Source organism: Bacteroides luti, assembly GCF_900128905.1.
GTDB lineage: Bacteria > Bacteroidota > Bacteroidia > Bacteroidales > Bacteroidaceae > Bacteroides > Bacteroides luti.
In genome coordinates this window covers 275,915-296,028 of record NZ_FQTV01000001.1, presented here as the reverse complement: position 1 = coordinate 296,028, position 20,114 = coordinate 275,915, and the positions used below count along the sequence as shown (strand labels likewise).

Annotated in this window: 15 protein-coding genes; 7 read left to right on the top strand and 8 right to left on the bottom strand. The window is 37.3% G+C overall.

Annotation, left to right across the window (positions count from 1 at the left end):
- Window positions 1-16 precede the first annotated feature (16 nt).
- The 3 genes from BUC21_RS01255 to BUC21_RS01245 are packed head-to-tail and all read left to right on the top strand — an operon-like array spanning window position 17 to window position 4,221.
- Entirely contained in the window at window positions 17-2,029 is a 2,013-nt protein-coding gene (locus BUC21_RS01255) for an alpha amylase C-terminal domain-containing protein (RefSeq protein ID WP_073398698.1), read from the top strand.
- 3 nt (window positions 2,030-2,032) lie between these two features.
- Window positions 2,033-3,850, top strand: a complete 1,818-nt coding sequence (locus BUC21_RS01250; RefSeq protein ID WP_073398697.1) for a DUF6057 family protein — start codon at window positions 2,033-2,035, stop codon at window positions 3,848-3,850.
- Between the two features lie 35 nt (window positions 3,851-3,885).
- Window positions 3,886-4,221, top strand: a complete 336-nt coding sequence (locus tag BUC21_RS01245) for a DsrE family protein (protein ID WP_073398696.1) — start codon at window positions 3,886-3,888, stop codon at window positions 4,219-4,221.
- 171 nt (window positions 4,222-4,392) lie between these two features.
- Here the strand turns inward: BUC21_RS01245 and gcvP are convergent, their stop codons facing one another.
- From gcvP to BUC21_RS01225, 4 genes are read right to left on the bottom strand one after another with little or no spacing between them, the layout of a single operon-like run.
- A complete protein-coding gene (gene gcvP / locus BUC21_RS01240) occupies window positions 4,393-7,242 on the bottom strand; it encodes an aminomethyl-transferring glycine dehydrogenase (protein ID WP_073398695.1) in 2,850 nt (949 codons plus the stop codon).
- Window positions 7,243-7,287: 45 nt separating this feature from the next.
- Entirely contained in the window at window positions 7,288-7,926 is a 639-nt protein-coding gene (locus BUC21_RS01235; RefSeq protein WP_073398694.1) for an MBL fold metallo-hydrolase, read from the bottom strand.
- A gap of 12 nt (window positions 7,927-7,938) precedes the next feature.
- Window positions 7,939-8,562, bottom strand: a complete 624-nt coding sequence (gene rsmG, locus BUC21_RS01230; RefSeq protein ID WP_073398693.1) for a 16S rRNA (guanine(527)-N(7))-methyltransferase RsmG — start codon at window positions 8,560-8,562, stop codon at window positions 7,939-7,941.
- A 38-nt stretch (window positions 8,563-8,600) separates the two neighbouring features.
- Window positions 8,601-9,449, bottom strand: coding sequence for a DUF3298 and DUF4163 domain-containing protein (locus BUC21_RS01225; RefSeq protein WP_073398692.1), 849 nt, complete (start codon window positions 9,447-9,449; stop codon window positions 8,601-8,603).
- Window positions 9,450-9,586: 137 nt separating this feature from the next.
- Between BUC21_RS01225 and BUC21_RS01220 the strand changes: the two genes are divergently transcribed.
- Window positions 9,587-10,030 carry a hypothetical protein gene (locus BUC21_RS01220; protein ID WP_073398691.1) on the top strand — a complete coding sequence of 148 codons (444 nt, stop codon included), beginning with the start codon at window positions 9,587-9,589 and terminating at the stop codon, window positions 10,028-10,030.
- A gap of 276 nt (window positions 10,031-10,306) precedes the next feature.
- On the top strand, window positions 10,307-12,526 hold the full coding sequence (locus BUC21_RS01215) for a heavy metal translocating P-type ATPase (RefSeq protein WP_073398690.1): 2,220 nt from the start codon (window positions 10,307-10,309) through the stop codon (window positions 12,524-12,526).
- A gap of 92 nt (window positions 12,527-12,618) precedes the next feature.
- Here BUC21_RS01215 and BUC21_RS01210 read toward each other — a convergent pair whose 3' ends face one another.
- Window positions 12,619-13,956 (bottom strand): metallophosphoesterase family protein, encoded by a 1,338-nt coding sequence (locus BUC21_RS01210; protein WP_175550457.1) that lies wholly within the window; start codon window positions 13,954-13,956, stop codon window positions 12,619-12,621.
- 352 nt (window positions 13,957-14,308) lie between these two features.
- On the opposite strand from BUC21_RS01210, the gene BUC21_RS01205 reads away from it, so the two are divergent.
- Entirely contained in the window at window positions 14,309-15,823 is a 1,515-nt protein-coding gene (locus tag BUC21_RS01205) for a pectinesterase family protein (RefSeq protein ID WP_083547526.1), read from the top strand.
- Between the two features lie 12 nt (window positions 15,824-15,835).
- The gene (lipB, locus tag BUC21_RS01200) at window positions 15,836-16,510 is read left to right on the top strand and encodes a lipoyl(octanoyl) transferase LipB (RefSeq protein ID WP_073398688.1); all 675 of its coding nucleotides are present in this window, start codon (window positions 15,836-15,838) and stop codon (window positions 16,508-16,510) included.
- Between the two features lie 96 nt (window positions 16,511-16,606).
- Here lipB and BUC21_RS01195 read toward each other — a convergent pair whose 3' ends face one another.
- From BUC21_RS01195 to BUC21_RS01185, 3 genes are all read right to left on the bottom strand, one after another.
- Window positions 16,607-18,859, bottom strand: coding sequence for a C10 family peptidase (locus BUC21_RS01195; protein WP_073398687.1), 2,253 nt, complete (start codon window positions 18,857-18,859; stop codon window positions 16,607-16,609).
- Window positions 18,793-19,158, bottom strand: coding sequence for a hypothetical protein (locus BUC21_RS01190; RefSeq protein WP_073398686.1), 366 nt, complete (start codon window positions 19,156-19,158; stop codon window positions 18,793-18,795). The genes BUC21_RS01195 and BUC21_RS01190 overlap by 67 nt, the downstream gene beginning before the upstream one ends.
- Window positions 19,159-19,561: 403 nt before the next feature.
- Entirely contained in the window at window positions 19,562-20,110 is a 549-nt protein-coding gene (locus tag BUC21_RS01185; RefSeq protein ID WP_073398685.1) for a hypothetical protein, read from the bottom strand.
- Window positions 20,111-20,114: the final 4 nt, after the last annotated feature.

Below are 20,114 nucleotides of genomic sequence, written 5' to 3'. Positions count from 1 at the left end.
CTGACCCCACACACCTATGAATAAGACACTGAATTTAATTAAGAGAGACTCATGGCTTGAACCCTACAAGGAAGCAATAACAGGACGCTATGAACATGCGCTCTATAAAGAGTCTGAATTAACCGAAAAAGGTAAAATAACGCTTTCAGACTTTGCTTCCGGATATCTGTATTTCGGATTACACCGAACCATCGATGGATGGATATTCCGTGAATGTGCTCCTAATGCCACTTGTATTTATATGATTGGTACATTCAGTGACTGGCAGGAAAAGGAATCTTATAAATTACAACGCATTGGTAATGGGAATTGGGAATTGAAATTACCAGCCGATGCGTTGAAACATGGTGAGTTATATAAACTGAAAATCTATTGGGAGGGAGGACAAGGTGAACGTATTCCCGCATGGGCAACACGGGTAGTGCAGGATGATATTACCAAAATATTTTCTGCTCAGGTGTGGTTTCCTGAAGAAGCTTTTCAGTTTAGTAAGACACCATTTATTCCTAAAAAAGATCCACTTTTAATCTATGAGTGCCATATCGGTATGGCTCAGCAAGAGGAGAAGGTAGGAACTTACAATGAATTCCGTGAAAAAACACTTCCACGAATTGCAAAGGCTGGATACAACTGTATTCAAATTATGGCAATTCAAGAGCATCCTTATTACGGAAGTTTTGGCTATCACGTATCTAATTTCTTTGCAGCATCTTCGCGTTTCGGTACTCCTGATGAACTGAAATTCCTTATTGATACAGCTCACGGATTAGGTATTGCTGTGATTATGGATATTGTCCATTCTCATGCGGCCAAGAATGAAATAGAAGGGCTAGGAAATTTTGCCGGCGATCCTTATCAGTACTTCTATCAAGGTGCTAAAAGAGAACATCCAGCATGGGATTCACTTTGCTTTGATTACGGCAAGAACGAAGTTATTCATTTCTTACTATCTAACTGTAAATTCTGGATGGATGAATACAAGTTTGATGGATTTCGTTTCGATGGCGTAACTTCAATGCTTTATTACAGCCATGGTTTAGGAGAAGCATTTGTTGGCTATGGTGATTATTTCAATGGCCATCAGGATGACAATGCTATATGTTACCTTACTTTGGCAAACAAGCTTATACATCAGGTTAATCCAGAGGCCATAACAATTGCCGAAGAAGTTTCTGGTATGCCGGGATTAGCTGCTAAAACAGAAGATGGTGGCTATGGATTTGATTACCGCATGGCAATGAATATTCCGGATTACTGGATAAAGACAATAAAGGAAAAAATAGACGAGGACTGGAAACCTTCATCTATATTCTGGGAAGTAACCAATCGTCGTAAAGACGAAAAAACTATTTCGTATGCAGAAAGTCATGATCAGGCTTTAGTGGGCGATAAGACACTTATATTCCGCTTAATTGATGCTGATATGTACTGGCACATGCAGAAAGGTAGCGAAAACTATACTGTGCATCGTGGAATGGCTCTTCATAAAATGATCCGCTTGGTTACTGCTACTACAATCAATGGAGGATATCTCAACTTCATGGGAAATGAATTTGGTCACCCAGAATGGATTGATTTTCCGCGTGAAGGTAATGGTTGGTCATGTAAATATGCACGTCGTCAATGGGATCTTGTAGATCGTAAAACGTTGGTTTATCATTATTTGGCCGATTTTGATCAACAAATGATTGAATTGGTTGAAGGTGTTAAAGATTTCCAGAATATTCCTATAGAGGAAATATGGCATAATGATGGTGATCAGATTTTAGCATATAAACGTGAGGATTTAGTTTTCGTATTTAACTTTAATCCGGCTAAATCATTTACCGATTATGGCTTCCTTGTTGCTCCAGGCTCGTATAGTGTTGTACTGAATACCGATGCTAAGGAATTTGGCGGAAATGGATTGGCAGATGACACTATTAAGCATTTAACTAATTTCGATCCGCTATATAAAGGTGAAAATAAAGAGTGGTTAAAACTATATATTCCAGCCCGCTCTGCAGTAGTTTTGCGTAAAACAGAATAGGTTATGTATAGTTATAACTCTCATTTAGAAAAAAAAGCCACTCGTACAATCTCTTGTGTGAGTGGATTTCTTTTTATTTTATTTAGCTTTGTTTATCTGGCTGTAAGTTTCCGATATTTATTATATATAACAGAGGACTTATCTCTTTTTACTTATGACTTTCCTTTCTTTCTGGAAAAAGTAAGTAAACCGGGAGGTATACTTCTTTATGTAGCTTCTTTTTTCACTCAGTTCCTGTGTTATCCCTGGATAGGAGCACTTATTATTATTGCATTTTTGCAACTAATTCAGTGGCTCATTCACAGATCGTTTTACTTTAACAGGAAGTATTTTATAGTCTCCTATATTCCGTCGTTCCTTCTTTTGGTTATTATAACAGATGCAGGGCGTTCGCTTTATCTGATGACCCATCTGGAGTCTATTTTCACTTATGTGCTTAGCCTGTTTTTTCTGCTGCTAAGCTATTATTCTTTTATAAACATACAAGATCCCCGAAAAAGCCTCATAACTCTGTGCTGGCTAATTCCATTATTGTTTTTTGGACTTTCGGGTAGTGCAGCAATTTTCTTTTCTGGGCTAATCCTCTTATGCGGAACATTATCAAAAAGAAATAGCAATATTTTCTCTATTTGTTTATTGTCTTTGGGGTTAATGGGACTTTCGTTCATTCTGGCTAAATATTTATTATATCCCCATTTTACAACCAATCAGGTTTTGTTTGGCATTCATCCTATAACCCCGGTAGATTATAAAACAGAGAAACTGTTGCCGCATCTGTTGCTTTTACTATTTTTCGTGTTAATTGCAATCAGGCAAATGTTTCCTCCAATGGGAAATAGAATTACTTCTTATGCCCGATGGACGTACACAAATATTATCGGCTTACTCATCTTATCTGCACTTACTGCTACGCTGGCCAATAGTAATGATGACTTCAGATACGAGATGGTTATAGATCGTAGCATACAAAACAGAAACTATAACAAAGCTTTACGGGCAGGGAAAGATGCTCCTCATCCTACAAGAGAGATGACTGTGCTTCGTAATACAGCTTTAGTTCTTTCTGGACATGCAGGAGATAAAATGTTTGAATATGCACAGAATTATAAATCAGATGGCCTGTTCTTTGATTATAATAAAGATAAACCATCATATCCGGGTGGTGCTATGATTTATTTCTATTTAGGAGCCAAACATCTTGCAACGGAGTGGGCAAACAATGATTATCTAAAAAATAGAAATTCATTCAGAATGCTAAAGGATTATGCACTTATAGCTACTGCAAACGGACACTTAAATGCAACAAAGCAAACTGCGCAAATACTGGATAAGACACTATTTCATCGCGATTTCGCAAAAGAACTTTATGAAATAATTGCAGATTCTACTATTCTTATGAATAAGGATCAGGTGTTTGGAGGTATTAAGCAAAGATTGTCTGATAACTATTATCCATTTCCAACTAAAGGAAATTATGATAAGTTTATTTGTAGTTTCTATCGCGATAATCAGAATAATAAAGTGGCATACGAATATTACTTAATGTCTGCTCTGCTAGATAAGAATGTTGATAAAATAAGCTGGGGTCTGAAGCGTTACTGGAATTATTATAAAAGTACAATGCCAAAGCATTATTCAGAAGCTGCCGCATTGTGCAATTATTTGTATAAAGCTCCCGTGGTATATGTAAATAAGGTCACTTTGGAGAAGTTTAAAGAGTTTCTTAAAATGAAGAAAGTACAAAATAATCCTGCAACCGAAGCAAATGTAATGCGTAAAAACTTCGGAGATACTTACTGGTGGTATTATTTTTATAAATGAGTTCGGAGATTTTATAACTGCTAAATTATAATGTTATGAATAAAATTAATATTCTTTGGACAACTGATAATAAGGATACCGTGTTTAATATGTTGTCAATGTATGCTATAAACTCAAAGAAAAGAGAATGGTGGCAGGAAGTCAATGTTATTATATGGGGAGCTTCTGTGAAATTAGTAGGAAATGATACTCAGATACAAACAGAAGTTCTTGAAATGTTAGGTCAGGGACTACATGTTGAAGCTTGTAAAGACTGTTGTGATAAGTTTGGAGTTACAAGCACATTAATAAAACTAGGAATTGATGTTCGATATATGGGAGAACCCTTAACCGAATATTTAAAAAATGGTGAAACAATTCTGACTATATAATTTATATCAGATATTTTTAAATATATTTCCTCTATAAATAAAAGCCATATTTTTATTTAACGCGCTTATAAATAGAGATCCTTATGTAAGTTAACATAAAGCAAAATAGTAAAAAAGAGAGGATAGCAAACCATAATTTACTATCCTCTTTCTATTTTTTGATTAACTTATCTAATCGAAAGTTTCATATCTTGTGGTGAGCAATTTACGATCTCCCAGCGTATTATCCACACGGGCTACATTTATCCAGAACTTATTATCTCGTACAGACTGAATAGGATAAGCAGCCTTTTCACGTGAATATGCGTGCGACCAATTATCAGCCACCACTTCATATTCGGGGTGAGGAGCATTTACAAGAACATTATCTGTTTTGTCGGCAGTGCCATCCTTCACTTCCTGAATTTCATTGTATATAGAAAGCATCACGTCTACAAAGTTATCCAGTTCGGCAAGGCTTTCGCTTTCTGTAGGTTCAACCATTAATGTTCCGTGAACAGGGAATGAGAGAGTAGGAGCATGGTATCCGTAATCCATCAATCGCTTGGCAATATCATTTTCTGTAATGCCTGTCTCGTTAGAAATGTTACGGCATTCAAGAATCATTTCATGACCCACGAAGCCATTGGCACCTCTATAAACAATGCCATAAGTATCTTTCAGACGAGCAGCCAAATAGTTTGCATTTAGAATAGCAATGGCCGTTGCTTGCTTTAAGCCTTCAATTCCCATCATTCGTATATACCCGTAAGTGATTGGTAAAACACCGGCACTTCCATACGGAGCAGAGGAAACTGTATTCTGAGAAGATCCAAAGAAAGGATGTTCAGGCAAGAATGGAACTAGGTGTTTAGCCACGCAAATAGGGCCTACACCAGGACCACCACCACCATGAGGAATGGCAAATGTTTTATGTAGATTAAGATGACAGACATCTGCACCAATTGTTCCCGGGTTGGTATATCCTACCTGAGCGTTCATGTTTGCTCCATCCATGTAGACTTGTGCACCGTAGGAATGAATAATAGCACAGATTTCTTTAATTTCAGTTTCAAAAATACCGTGAGTAGAAGGGTAGGTAATCATCAAGGCAGCCAGATCGTCCTTATGTTCTTCTGCTTTAGTGCGAAGATCATTCATATCAACGTTACCAAATTCATCGCAAGCACAGATAATTGGGGTGAACCCTGCTTGAACAGCCGATGCCGGATTGGTTCCGTGAGCTGATGCCGGAATTAAAACTTTACTACGATTACCTTTACCTCTGCTGATAAGATAAGTACGGATAACACGAAGTCCGGTATATTCTCCTGCAGCACCTGAATTGGGCTGGAAACTTACACCTGCAAAGCCGGTAATTTGTTTCAAATATTCACCTAAGTTATAGATAAGTTCGCTGTAACCTTCTACCTGGTCTTCCGGAGCAAAAGGATGTATGCCTGAAAATGCAGGATTTGACAATGGGAACAACTCGGCAGCAGCGTTTAGCTTCATTGTGCACGATCCCAGAGAAATCATGGAATGAGCCAATGAGATATCCTTTCTGTCCAGACGCTTAATATATCTCATCATCTCCGTCTCAGTATGATACTGATTGAAAACAGGATGAGTTAGGAATGTACTTTTACGTTTAAATGATTCTTTCAGTGAACCATTTTCAGGAATAGCCGTAACTTCTGCAAACTCTTTTTCTGCCGCAATAGAGAAAATGGTAAGCAGAACATTTACATCGTGAATATCTGTTGTTTCGTCAATACTAATTCCCACATCTCCATTATCAAAATAGCGCAGGTTAACTTTTTTGCTTTGAGCGATTGTGCGCATCTGACTGGCAGAAACCTGATCTGTGAGTGATAAGCGGATTGTGTCGAAGTATTGTTCGTTTTGCTGCTTATATCCTAATTTCTTTAATATTTTGTTTATATAGGTAGTTGTCTGATGTATGCGGTTGGCTATGTTCTTTAAACCCTCAGCACCATGGTAAACAGCGTAGAATCCGGCCATGGTTGCAAGCAAAGCCTGAGAAGTACAAATGTTTGAAGTAGCTTTTTCACGCTTAATGTGTTGTTCACGTGTCTGCAATGCCATGCGGTAGCAAAGTTTACCATATTTATCTTTCGACCAGCCAATGATTCGTCCCGGCATACTTCTTTTAAACTCATCGCGTGTAGCAAAGTAAGCAGCAGAAGGGCCTCCGTAATACATTGGGATACCTAATCGCTGAGTTGAGCCGAAAACTATATCTGCTCCCCATTCTCCAGGAGGAACAAGCAGTGCCAGACTAAGTATGTCGGCAGCTACGGAAACCTTACATCCCGCTGCATGGGCTTTTTCGGTGAATCCGCGATAGTCTTCCACATTTCCGTCTGAATTTGGATATTGAATAATACAGCCAAATACATCGGGCGTAAATTCAAATTGCTTATAATCTCCGGTAAGTACTACTATTCCCTGAGGAACTGCACGGGTATTAATTACGGCTAGTGTCTGCGGAAAAACCTTTTCATCAACAAAAAGAATATTGGCGTTATTCTTTTGCTGCTCCCGAGAACGCAGTCCGTACATCATGTTTGCAGCTTCTGCGGCAGCCGTTGCCTCGTCGAGCAATGAACAGTTTGCCAAAGGCATAGCCGTTAAATCAGAAATAACGGTCTGGAAATTCATTAATGCTTCCAGACGTCCTTGCGAAACTTCAGACTGATAAGGCGTATATGAAGTGTACCAAACAGGATTCTCAAGTACATTACGTTGAATAACGGCAGGAGTAATAGTGTCATACCACCCCATACCGATATAAGTAGTAAAAATCTTATTCTTTGCTCCTAGTCTGCAGATGTGTTCTGTAAAAAGACGTTCCGTCATCGGAGCAGGAAGACTTACTTGTTTCTTCAAGCGAATATTTGAAGGAATTGTTTGGTTAATCAGTTCATCCAGGCTTTTTACACCAATGGTATTGAGCATGTGTTCCATATCTTTCTCTTCAATGCCGATATGTCGGTTAGATAATAGATCTGTTTTCATAGTGTTATATTTTTCTTAAAGTATAGTTATATTTTGGTTCTTTACCTATCTGAAAAAAGGATTCTCGGTTTTCTCAATTCCTATTGTTGTAGGAGCTCCGTGACCGGGATAAACAACTGTATCATTTGGCAAAACAAAGAGACGACTACAAATGTTTTCCAGCAATTCGTCGAAGTTACCTCGAGCAAGATCGGCACGCCCTATGCTTCCCTGAAACAATACATCGCCGGAGAACATACAGTTTTCCTGCTTGCAGTAGTAAACCAGACTACCGGGTGAATGGCCCGGAACATGAATGGCTTCCAGAGTTAAATTACCAAACGAAATAATGTCTCCATCGCATATATATTTGCCAAGTGGCACCGGTTCTTCTTTAAGCTCAAAGCCAAACATGCGCGACTGTTTAGGTGCCTGTTCAAGCCAGAACTCGTCCGCTTTATTTGCTTCCGCTTTAATTCCATATTCCTTTAGCATAAAAGGATTGCCGAATATGTGATCCAAATGCAAATGAGTATTCAAAAGATGCTTTATTGTGAGTCCATTACTATCAATATATTTTTTCAAAGCCATCTTTTCTTCTTCGTAGAAGCATCCCGGGTCAATCACAACTGCTTCGTTGTTGTCATCACTCAGAACGTAACAGTTCACGGGAAACATATTGAATTCAAATTTCTTTATCTTCATAAAAATATATTCTTAAACTAATGGAACATAAACAACCTTCTTTGTTTCGAAAAATTCTTCCTCAAAGTAGTCGCTGATGCTATTAATAACTGTTTTATTTTTAAATGGCAATGTTTCGTGTTGAAGCTCACCACCTTTTAAACAAATAAGGCCGTTTGGCAACGCATTGATTTGTTTCTTTGAAATATTCTTCTTAATAATATCAATTAAATCGGAAAGAGGCATTACGGCTCGGCTTACTACAAAGTCGAACAGTTGCTTTTCTTCCTGTGCACGGGCATGGCGGAAGGTCACATTCTTCAGTCCTATGGCATTTGCTACCTCTGTTGCCACTCTCACTTTCTTTCCGATACTGTCCACAAGGTGAAACTTTGTATCCGGAAAAAGAATAGCCAGCGGAATACCAGGAAAACCTCCTCCGGTACCGAGATCCATTATTGAAGTTCCGGGCTTGAAATCGAGAACCTTTGCAATAGCAAGAGAGTGGAGCACGTGATGCTCGTACAGGTTTTCTATATCTTTTCTGGAAATAACATTTATTTTGGCATTCCAGTCTATATATAAATCATAAAGAGCTGCAAACTGACGGTGCTGCTCTTCGGTTAGGTTGGGGAAATATTTAAGAATAATCTCCATTGTCTTTAGTTCGTATTTATTATTCGTAATTTATAATGCTAATATAATCCGCTTGCAGGGTTTTCATCCTTCATCAGAGATTCTACGTCCGAAAACGAAATCTCTATTTTTGTAGGCCCCATTACATAAGGAGCAATCTCATAAACATTGTAATAGAAGGTGAATCCATCATCATTCAGATAGAAATTTTCTGTCGGTGAAAGCGGTTCAGTGATGAAATAACCAATCTCTTCCAGTTCGGCTTCCGAGGTTACTTTATTCTGTTTTTCGAGTTTAGTAAGCAGCAATCTGGTTAACTCTTTTTCGTATCCATCTTTGAAAAGATCGGCAAGACGAATTTGTTTGCCGGTTAGCAGGTCAAAGTTGATAAAGGTAGATGCATAGCTTCCGTGAGCACCTCCGGTATAATCGTAAGTATCAATCTTACAAACCAATACCCCATCTTCGTTAAATGTAAACTTGCTCTTCAGGTCTTTGCTGTAATTATACCATCCGGCATTAAGATCTTCCTCAGAATTCTTCTTTTGGTCTTCCAGATAGAACTGTTGCACATCATTCTTATATCCTTTTATATAAGCAATTTTATATGCTGCAACGGCAACCTTTGGATCCTGACCAACGTATTCGTTCCCAAAACAAACAGAAAGAAGCTTGTTATTAATACTATCCTGCAAAGTTTTGTTTGATGCGTTTTTAATATAAGCAAAACTAATATCGAGTGAACAACCGGGTTTTTTAGGATCATCGAATAGATTAGAAGTTTCTTTTAACAAAACACTGTCGGTTGTGAGTTTATCAGATTCTTTTTGCTTCTTTCCTCCACAGGAAGGAAATAATATTCCTGTCAATAAAAGTGCAGAAAGAATTATCTTTAAGTTTATTTTCATCTTACTATTATAGTTTATAGGGTTGTAAAACTATCCTTTTGTCACCGACAAATATAAAACTTATTAAGGAATAGAGCTAATAAATAAGGAAATTTAATTGCCAAAATCTCTATAATATTTATATATTTGCAGCCAGAATGAAAGGATTGAAGTTCATAATAGCTTGTATTCTCTCTCTTACAATTATTTATGTAGGAGCAGGGGCTAGCATGTCATTTTGCAGATGTGGCCATAACATGGCGACAACATCCGAATCTTTGTGCAAATGTAATTGCAATGAACTTAAAGGTAAAGCAGGGCACAGGGGTTGCTGCATGAATAATGAGCATAAGCTGCCTGGTAAATGTACATCTCAGAACAAAGGGAAATGCTGCAAAACTGTAATTTATAAAGTAGATTTGCAGAAAGATGCGCCTTGTTTGGTGTTTCACATGCCTGCTTATGCTATATTGTCCCAGCACTCTTTTTTATGTTACAATGATTTGCCTACAGCAATTCATGAAACAAACTTGAAAGCCGATCCACCTGATGCTTTCTCTTCAAGGTTTTATCTAAACCTTTATTCTACTCTTCTTATTTAGTATTAGGTTTCTTCAGGTTATCTTAGGGATTACGTCCTTAAGAGTTCTAATTATGCAGTACATCTTTCTAGTGTATGGTGTAGAGTAAATTATAAAAAGGCGTACACCTTTTCTTTGAATACTGTACATTGAAATTAGCAGATAACCTGATAAATTTATTAATGTTACGTTATATTTGTAGTTAATCGAATAGGCAAATCAGGTTATTCTCTGTTTCAATATACTGAATAACCAAATAATGCTTATCGAACAAAGTTGAATAATGACAATTTACTTATGAAGAAGATAGAAAATAAAACATATCCTGTACTAAATATGCATTGTGCAGGTTGTGCCAGCAACGTTGAAAAAACTGTAAATGGCCTTCCCGGAGTTGAGAAAGGAGCAGTTAATCTGGCAGCAAACACCCTTTCCATAGAGTTCGACCGCCTAGTCTTATCGCCAGAGTCTTTACAGAAAGCTATACAAGAGGCGGGGTACGACCTGATTATTGAGGAAGATAATGCACTGGAACTGCAGGAAGAGGAGCAAAGAAAAAGGTACAATAAATTAAAGATAAAGACAATTGGGGCATGGATATTTGCAATTCCAATGATGCTAATCTCAATGGTGTTTATGCACATGCTGTATGCGCATGAAATAATGCTGATTCTGGCCCTGCCGGTTCTTCTATTGTTTGGTAACTCCTTTTATATAAATGCCTGGAAACAGCTGAAGATTGGCCGAAGCAATATGGATACGCTGGTAGCACTGAGTACTTCCATTGCTTTTTCATTCAGTGTGTTTAATACTTTTTATCCGGAGTTCTGGACTTCGAGAGGGTTGGATGCTCATGTATATTACGAAGCTGCAACAGTTATCATTGCATTTGTGCTTCTGGGTAAGCTTCTGGAAGAAAGAGCAAAAGGAAATACCTCATCGGCTATCAGGAAACTGATGGGATTACAGCCGAAAACTGCTTCGGTAATAAGGGATGGCAAAGAAGAGACACTGCTTATTTCTCAATTGCAGGTAAACGACTTGGTAAGTGTTCACCCGGGAGAGAAAATTCCAGTTGATGGAACTGTTAGTGAAGGTAGTTCTTTTGTGGACGAAAGCATGATTACCGGAGAACCTGTTGCTGCAGAGAAGAATGTTGGCGATATGGTTCTGGCAGGAACAATTAATCAGAAGGGTGCATTTGTGATGAAAACCTCTAAAGTGGGAAAAGAAACTCTGCTGGCTAATATAATCAGAATGGTACAGGAAGCTCAGGGAAGTAAGGCTCCGGTGCAAAAGATAGTCGATCGCATTACCGGAATATTTGTACCTGTAGTGCTTGGCTTGTCTGTTATAACATTCATTGTGTGGATGCTTTTCGGAGGAATAAATATGTTCTCTTACGCATTGTTATCGGCAGTATCGGTACTTGTAATTGCATGCCCATGCGCGCTTGGACTTGCTACTCCAACTGCACTAATGGTGGGCATAGGTAAGGGAGCCTCCAACCATATTCTTATTAAAGATGCTTTGGCATTAGAACAGATGAGAAAGGTAAACACGGTAGTATTGGATAAAACCGGAACATTAACCGAGGGACATCCTACGGTTTCTCAGTGGTTCTGGGAAAATGGAGAAGAACCTCAGGCTAAGGAAATTCTTTTGGCTGCCGAGTTAAAGTCGGAACATCCATTAGCAGATGCTATTGTGAACGAACTTCAGTCACAAGGCATTACACCAACAGCTTTATCTTCTTTCGAAAGCATTACCGGTAAAGGAATAAAAGTGGTTTACCAGGGCGAAACATACTGGGCAGGGAACCAGAGATTATTAAATGACTTTGGAGCTGTAATATCTGTCTATTTGAAAGGTATGATAGAGAAATCACAGAGCGAAGGGAAAAGTATAGTTTTCTTTGGGCAAAATAAGAGCCTTTTATCAGTCATTTCAATCAGCGATAAAGTAAAACCTTCATCGAAGGAAGCCGTTAAGATGCTGCAAAATATGGGAATAAGAGTCTGCATGCTTACCGGCGATGGAGAAGCAACAGCCTCTTCTGTAGCATCGGAATTAGGTATCGGACATTACAAAGCCGAAGCATTGCCAAGTGATAAAGAAGACTTTGTGAAAGAACTCCAGAACGAGGGTAGTGTAGTAGCAATGGTTGGCGACGGAATCAATGATTCTCAGGCACTGGCACGTGCAGATGTAAGTATTGCCATGGGAAAGGGTACAGATATTGCTATGGATGTAGCAATGATAACGTTAATGACCTCTGACCTGCAGCTATTGTCGAAAGCATTTAAGCTGTCAAGACAAACAGTGAAACTTATTCATCAAAACCTTTTCTGGGCATTTATCTATAACCTGATAGGCATACCTATTGCAGCAGGATTGCTCTTTCCGCTTAATGGTTTGCTTCTAAATCCGATGATTGCAAGCGCAGCCATGGCATTTAGTTCCGTATCGGTTATGCTCTATACTATATTTTATGGTAAATTTGTGATGAGATTCTGATCTACGTAAGTTCAATAGATGCACTTAAATAAATAAAGCCGGTTTTAGATAAAATCGGCTTTTGTTTATTTAGTAACCAATGCAATTCTGCATTATGGAGTAGTTCCTCCGGTTTCCATATTAATGCTAACAGTATTATCAGCAATACCCAGATCTGTCCAAAGAGAATACAGAACATTAGCTAAATCAGGACTTACGGCGCTTACCTCAAGATACTGATTCATGAAGTCTGAAGGCATAATTTCATCGCCTGCAAAGTGAGCTTTTGCTGCATCTCTGAAATAAGGTGAAAAGGCAGAAGCAAAATCATAAGGCGGAGTACCCGGAACTCCTTTAAGGATTAACAGATTACGGAAATATGCCTGTATATAACTTGAAAAGAATGCATTTGCATAATCAGTGAATCCTGGCTCCATATAGTCGGTAATAGTTTGCGGAGCAAAGCTATAATTATTACCCGCAATGGTAAGCATACGGTAAGTAAACGGATAAGAAACAGTTGAACCGGTTTCTACATCAAAGATGAAATTTGTGCCATTGCTCTTCTTTGTAATATCATTGGCATGGTAGTGCCCGGTAAAGATAATCTTCAGTCCGGCATTCATTAGTTCATTAACATCAGTTGTCCAGTTGTCAATTACATAACCAGGATCAATATCTTGCTGACCTTGATAATGTTCTACTAAACCATGATGCATCATTCCAATAACAGACTTTCCTTTGTCTATGGCATCGGTCAGCTGTTCCTTTATCCAGGTCATTGTTGCTGGCTTAATAACACCGCTACCAATGGTTGTGGTAGTGTTTTCGTAATACTTATTTGCATCAATTGCTATTATCCGGAGTCCTTCAATAGGTTCACTAACGTAACTTAATGAGTTCGGATCTCTGGCAATTGCATCTTTATAGCCAAAATGAGCGTAAATAGATTGAATCTTATCAGCCTGAATAGTTGGTACGCTGAATGATCTATCTTTATTATACCGCGCGGCTTCCGGATTGTTCACATCGTGGTTTCCCGGAGTTATTACAACTTTAATTCCATTTAAAGTTAATTGCCTTAGAACTCTGGCTACTTCTTCATGACTTATCCTTTCGCCATCTTTAGTCAAATCACCGCAAATTAATACTAAATCAGGTTTTTGTGAAATAATCTTTTTAATAGCTGCCTGTAGTATTTCTGAACTGAATTCCAAGAGTTTCGGATCTTTAGCCAAGTAAGCTTGAAAAGCTGTTCCATCTTTTATTAGGAGTGACGGATCCATTACATGGGTGTCTGACAGAATAGCAATCTTAACCCCATTATTCAAGCCTTTGGTTGTTACCCCGAGCGAATTATCTGTAGCTGTATTTAAATCTAAATCATCGTTCTGACAGGAATAAACCAAGGCCATGAAAAGCAAGAATATAATAAGACGTAATGATTTCATATAAAATAGTTTTAAGTTTGATGATTTATAACTCAGAAACAATAAAACACAGAGGCTTAAATCATATAAAAAACTAATAATATTTTTTTGGATAGGATGTATGTGCATATTGCTTTTGCAATATTGCAGAAGTAATGGTATAAACAAAACGGATTACATGCCATATTAATGGATGCTACCGTTTAAAAACATCTGGCGGCATCATTTTCAGCAGCTTTTGTTATATGAATGATTGAAAAATATATTCTTTAAATAAAAACAAATATCTAGATTAAATGTTTTTGACCGGTTATTATTATGAATTCTGACAAATGCTTTTTAACTTTGTGAAGTTGCAAACAAAAACACAAATATGAAAAGCACTTATTACCTTATCTCTGGATTATTATTTTTGTCGGCGGCTATTCATGCCCAAAGCTCCTGCTTTCCTGAACAGAATGCGGTAAATGTAAATCCCGATACTCATCTTGTTCTTAAATTTGATAGCGCACCAACTGTCGGAAATAAAGGTCTTATACGTGTTTTCGAGGAAGGGACCAACCGGCAAGTGGATTGTTTGGATTTAAGCATCCCTGCCGGACCAACAACAAGCCAGGGTAATACAGGTGTTTATACTCCGGTGCCTTATGAATATAAAGCGACCAATTACACAAATGCAAATACAGTTCCGGGCACTCCTTCGGGCATAAACAAACGAGATACTTCCAACTATCAGCTGAATATCATCGGACATTTTACGGATGCTTTTCATTTTTATCCGATTATAGTTCATGGAAACACAGCTACTATATATTTGCACAATAATCTCTTGGAATACGGAAAGAAATATTATGTTACCATTGATAAAGGTGTTATCAATGCCCCTAAATTTAATGGTTTCTCAAAGAAGAATGCATGGAGGTTTTCTACCAAAGAATCCGGTCCGAAAGTCGATGTACATAAGTTTGTGGTAAGTGCCGATGGTTCCGGCGACTTCAATACCGTTCAAGGAGCTCTGGATTATATTCCTGACTTTACTCCTGCAATGATAAATCCGTTAGAGCCTGAAGACGGTAGTTGGAAAATCTTCGTTATGAATGGCGATTATGAGGAGATAGTCTATTTCCGCAACAAACGATATGTAACGATTGAAGGTGAAAGCCGTGACGGAGTTCATATTCATTATGCTAACAATGAAGTCTTTAATCCGCATCCTGCAGATATTAAAACCAATGAACTTAAGGGTACATTTCCTTCACGTAGGGCAGCATTTATGTCCGACAATGGTTTTTGTATCAGTCTGGTAAACCTTACAGTTCAGACCGATCTTCAAGGACAAGCCGAAGGTTTGTTAATGATGGGAGAGGGAAACATGCTTAAGAATGTACATATAATCGGTTCCGGAGATGCTTTGCAGATAAATGGAAGTACATACCTTGAGAATTGCACTATTGATGGCGGGGGAGACACAGTTCTTGGTCGCGGACCAGCATTCTTTAAAGACTGTACTCTATCCAGCTATGGAGCTTTTATGTGGATTCGTAATACAAATAAAAATCATGGAAATGTATTTGTAAACTGTACCTTTGTGGGTAAAGGAAAAGATGCTCTCATTGCTCGTTCTCCTATAAATAAAGGCAAAGGTTATCCTTATGCGGAATCTGTTCTCATTAACTGCAAACTGGATACTATTCCGGCTGTAGGCTGGGCTGTGGAAGGAGATACTACAAATGTTCATTTCTGGGAATACAATAGTCAAAATATGAACGGTAAGCCAATTGACAATAGTTTGCGTCATCCGGCCTCCCGACAACTTGATAAAGAGAAAAACACCAAAATAATTGAACTATATAGTAATCCGACCTATGTTCTAGGTTTTGGGTTTTAAGCTTACAAGAGTATGAATAAACTTGAATATACCGATTGGCAATTAATATCGTATGCCGAAGCATGGCAAAGGCAGACGGATCTTTTTAATGAAATAGTCCATGAAAAACTGGAAGGTAAGCAACATACTAATTATTTAATTACCTGCGAACACCCGCATGTCTACACGCTTGGTAGAAGTGGTAAAGACCAAAATATGCTTATAGGAGAAGAACAGCTCAAAAGGATAGGAGCTACTCTCTATCATATTGATCGTGGCGGAGATATTACTTATCATGGTCCGGGACAGATTGTCTGTTACCCGATTCTTAATCTTGAAGACTACAGTCTGGGATTAAAGGAATATGTTCATGTATTGGAACAAGCTGTTATAAATGTTTGCTCTCATTACGGAATAACTGCCGGCAGATTGGCTGGTGCTACCGGAGTGTGGCTGGATATAGATTCACCTCGTACTCGAAAGATATGCGCTATTGGAGTTCGTAGTAGTCATTTTGTAACAATGCACGGACTAGCTTTCAATGTAAACACAGATCTGAATTACTTCCATTATATCAATCCTTGTGGATTTATAGATAAAGGTGTGACTTCTATTGAAAAAGAACTCAATCAAAAGATTGATATAGAGGAAACAAAATCTTTACTTCGTTTTGAATTAGAGCATCTTCTTACAAGAAAGAATAAATAAAAGAACAAGCATAAGGTGAGCTTTTGCCAATCTTATGCTTGTATTATTAATATTACTTGTTCATTCTCAATGGGATAAATTAGATATCTTCCCTCTCTACTTTTTTATAAATTTACTAATTGTAACCCCTTTCTCTGTTTCAATTCGAAGGGTATACATTCCGGAACTTAGCCTTTCTACTGAAATTTCTATCTCTCCACGAATCATCGGCTTAAGCAATAATAGTTGCTTCCCTGATATATCTATAACCTGAATGCTTTCTACAACATTGTCCGACTGAAGAAACAGCGCGTCAGTGGCCGGGTTCGGATACAGATTAATCTTGTCGGTCTTAATCTGCTCAGCTCCAACAATATTGTCAATCAGTGTAAAAGTGAGCCATCCAAAATCACGCGGTGTAATTTCTTTCCATTCATAATTTTCAGAATCCCAAAAATAAGGAACAGTTAAGTATTCTCCGGGATCTAAATCTAGAGATCCTTGGAAGGTAACTTCCTTTTCCTCATTTTTATCGAGAATAATAGATTGAAAACCATAATTGCTCAGAGAAATGCCACCTAATTTAGGGAACACTACAGCAGCAATATAACTATTCAGGAAGCCACCTATATTTTTTATTGAAGCTTTAAGAATAACGTTATCTTTGCTAACCTTTGTTGAATCCTGAAAATTAATTTTAGAGGTAAGTGCAATAACAGGCAATTCTGTAGGTTCGGGTAAAAGACTTACAACCATGCTATTTCCCAAAAGACTGTAATTTTCACTATTCAAACGGTCATTAGAAAGATCATACAATGCAGATAAGTAATATGTGCCAGGATTCAACAATACGTCTCCTACTAATTCTACATTCTTACTTTTCCCCGCCGGAATATTAACCGGTTCGGAACAGACCTTTTGAATAACAGTATCATTAGAGGTCTGTTGCAATCGGATAATTATGTTCGAGTTATATTCTTCTCCATTATTTGTAATGCTCAGATTAAATCGTCCTGTTTTGTTCTGATAAAGATTTCCGGTAACATTAAATGAATTGAGTATTAGTTTCGGCTGTAAATCCGGAATGGTTACGCTGATATTTGAATTTGTTACAGATATATTCAGATAATTAGGCGTACCAACTTTTCCTCTCATTATTTGCCAGTTAGAATCTCCTGCTGGTTCAAATACATAATACATTTTATAATTTCCATTTGAAATAGAAACCGGGATTTGAGTATTAAAAGAAAAACCTGCATATCCGTAATTTGTTTCAAGGAATGATACTGTTTGGCTTTGTAGTAAATAAACTATTCCTTTATCATTGTATAGTGCTATTCCAACAGATCCATTGAATGTATTTATTCCCATGTTATAAAAATCTGTCGTTACAATAAAAGAGCCATTACGACTAACTGAATTAGACAAAGTTGCTATTGGTGAATATAAATGCAGCTGATAAGGGGCAATTGCAGACGAACTGCTCGCTTTTTTGATACCAATAACAATTTTCTGATTATAATTAAATCCGCCGCTGGTTCCTCCACTTAAACCTAATGAATTAGGATTAAGAACTGATAATTCAAAATAACCATTGGAATCACCACTCCATCCCCAATTAAAATGGAATAGCCCATTTTTATCGTATCCGTCACATACAAATTCATGTCCGTAACCATCGGACCTGCCAAAGTATAATACCGGTCGACCTTCATTTAACTCACTTTTTAATAAACCAACCCATTCTGGCTGTGAATAATAATCTCTGCTATACATTTGTATCCTTGAATCGTAGCCAAAATTTTTAATTAAAGCTCTTGCCATGTCTGTTGGATATGCAGAACTTGATAAAATGCCATAATTCATATTAACTGCAACTCCGGCATCGTACATAAGTTTAGCAACTGCATCGATCTGGGCTTTCGTACTAAACTTATTATAAACATCAGCCATATTCTCCCAATCATACGTTGCCTGTGAGAAATCAACAGTAATTGAATCTGTAAACCCAGAGGGAATGTATGTGTTAGACCCCGTTCCTTTTAATGGCCATCTATGATATTTCATCACCTGTGACATTGAAGTAGCCACGCATCCGGTTACAGCCCTTATTGAATCAGTCATAACAGGACAAAACTTATTGTAAGGATAGCCTTGGTCCCATCTATTTTCTCCTAAAAGAGGAGTCACAAAAGCTGCATAAGTTGCTAGCGCATTATCAGATGTATAATAAGATTTCAGGAGTGATGTGTTATTCTGTTCTGGCTGCTTAATGATATATTGTAGCTCATTTTTATAGAATCTCAGCCAGTCTGAGAAATTAGGTGGCAAAGAGTCAATATTGAAACTGCCAACATCTGAATAACCCAAAATATCTTTTGCCCGATCATCACCTGAAATAATAATAAATCCATTATATTTCCGATATTGAATACATAATAATATCCATTATTATCCGATGAGCGGGTTGCAACATCTGAACATGTATAAGCCAGCTGTAAAGTTGAAGTTCCTTGAAGTATACTTTTTGTAGAAACTGGATTCTTTTGATAAAAAGACATGGCAATTCTTAATGCCTCACGGCTATTTCTCGGTGTTGCAATTATATTTGAAACAAATATAAACAAAAGAGGAACTAACTGTATTATCCTTTTTAATTGAATGTTCATAGAAATTAAGTTTTAAACTATTTCGGTACAAACAATTAAAATAAGTACAACCTGACTATCTTTTCCCTACAAACTATTCTGGCTAAAGAATTATTTATGGGCGAAAAGTCCGTTGATAATAAAGAGAATGAATTAGCTCTGAATTAAAGAAGTGTTTTATATGTTCTATTTTTTAGATAATAATAACACGTCATTTAGCTGATAGCTAATACTTTGCGATCTGGCATGCTTACAGATGTTTTTTTAGTTTTACTAATCTATTTATGTATTTATTATTTAAACAATATATATTGAATATAAGTTTCTGACATTCTTTATATTTAGTAGTTCTTAATTTTTAAAAATAAAAAAGGACATAAGTGATGATTTACTTATGTCCTTAGTTGCCTTTATACATTCTATATTATTCCAGATAGATTGAATGCGTTTTTATGATAACCTTTTTACACCCTGGAAAGTTTGCGTCAATAAGTGCATTTAGCTCTTTTATTTCATCTTTATATTGATAACGAAGACCACAATCAATGATTTCTACCATTGGGTTCTTTTCAGCAACTCGCAAAATCATTTCTTGTAATGATGGAGCCTCAGTTAAACGGCTGTATTCTTCATAAGTGTAATTAAGAAAAACAGTATTTTCATTAATTCCACGATTGTCTAATAAATAACCATTCTTTAATGGAGTAGGCTTAGCCAGTTTCCCTTTATAGAATACATCTGTTGGAGCAGGATAGGAGATTATTTTTGTTTTCTCGCTATTCATTGTAACCGGAACAAGATTTGAATAATCTCTGTTTGTTCTATAAACTATAGCCTTAGCTCCACGAGTAACCTGATTGATATTGTCCGTTGAGGGAACAGATTCCGCTGCAGATGTTGTTGTATTCTTGCTACAATGGCATGAAAACAAAATTAGTGAACCAATAAATGTCAAGCAACGACATATTTTCATTATT

Bases quoted from the DNA above. Each gene is read 5' to 3' on its own strand.
- BUC21_RS01250 (WP_073398697.1), top strand. From the start codon at position 2,033: ATGTATAGTTATAACTCTCATTTAGAAAAAAAAGCCACTCGTACAATC.
- BUC21_RS01205 (WP_083547526.1), top strand. From the start codon at position 14,309: ATGAAAAGCACTTATTACCTTATCTCTGGATTATTATTTTTGTCGGCG.
- BUC21_RS01190 (WP_073398686.1), bottom strand. From the start codon at position 19,158: ATGAACATTCAATTAAAAAGGATAATACAGTTAGTTCCTCTTTTGTTT.
- rsmG (WP_073398693.1), bottom strand. From the start codon at position 8,562: ATGGAGATTATTCTTAAATATTTCCCCAACCTAACCGAAGAGCAGCAC.
- lipB (WP_073398688.1), top strand. From the start codon at position 15,836: ATGAATAAACTTGAATATACCGATTGGCAATTAATATCGTATGCCGAA.
- BUC21_RS01235 (WP_073398694.1), bottom strand. From the start codon at position 7,926: ATGAAGATAAAGAAATTTGAATTCAATATGTTTCCCGTGAACTGTTAC.
- BUC21_RS01210 (WP_175550457.1), bottom strand. From the start codon at position 13,956: ATGAAATCATTACGTCTTATTATATTCTTGCTTTTCATGGCCTTGGTT.
- BUC21_RS01255 (WP_073398698.1), top strand. From the start codon at position 17: ATGAATAAGACACTGAATTTAATTAAGAGAGACTCATGGCTTGAACCC.
- BUC21_RS01215 (WP_073398690.1), top strand. From the start codon at position 10,307: ATGAAGAAGATAGAAAATAAAACATATCCTGTACTAAATATGCATTGT.
- gcvP (WP_073398695.1), bottom strand. From the start codon at position 7,242: ATGAAAACAGATCTATTATCTAACCGACATATCGGCATTGAAGAGAAA.
- BUC21_RS01185 (WP_073398685.1), bottom strand. From the start codon at position 20,110: ATGAAAATATGTCGTTGCTTGACATTTATTGGTTCACTAATTTTGTTT.
- BUC21_RS01245 (WP_073398696.1), top strand. From the start codon at position 3,886: ATGAATAAAATTAATATTCTTTGGACAACTGATAATAAGGATACCGTG.
- BUC21_RS01220 (WP_073398691.1), top strand. From the start codon at position 9,587: ATGAAAGGATTGAAGTTCATAATAGCTTGTATTCTCTCTCTTACAATT.
- BUC21_RS01225 (WP_073398692.1), bottom strand. From the start codon at position 9,449: ATGAAAATAAACTTAAAGATAATTCTTTCTGCACTTTTATTGACAGGA.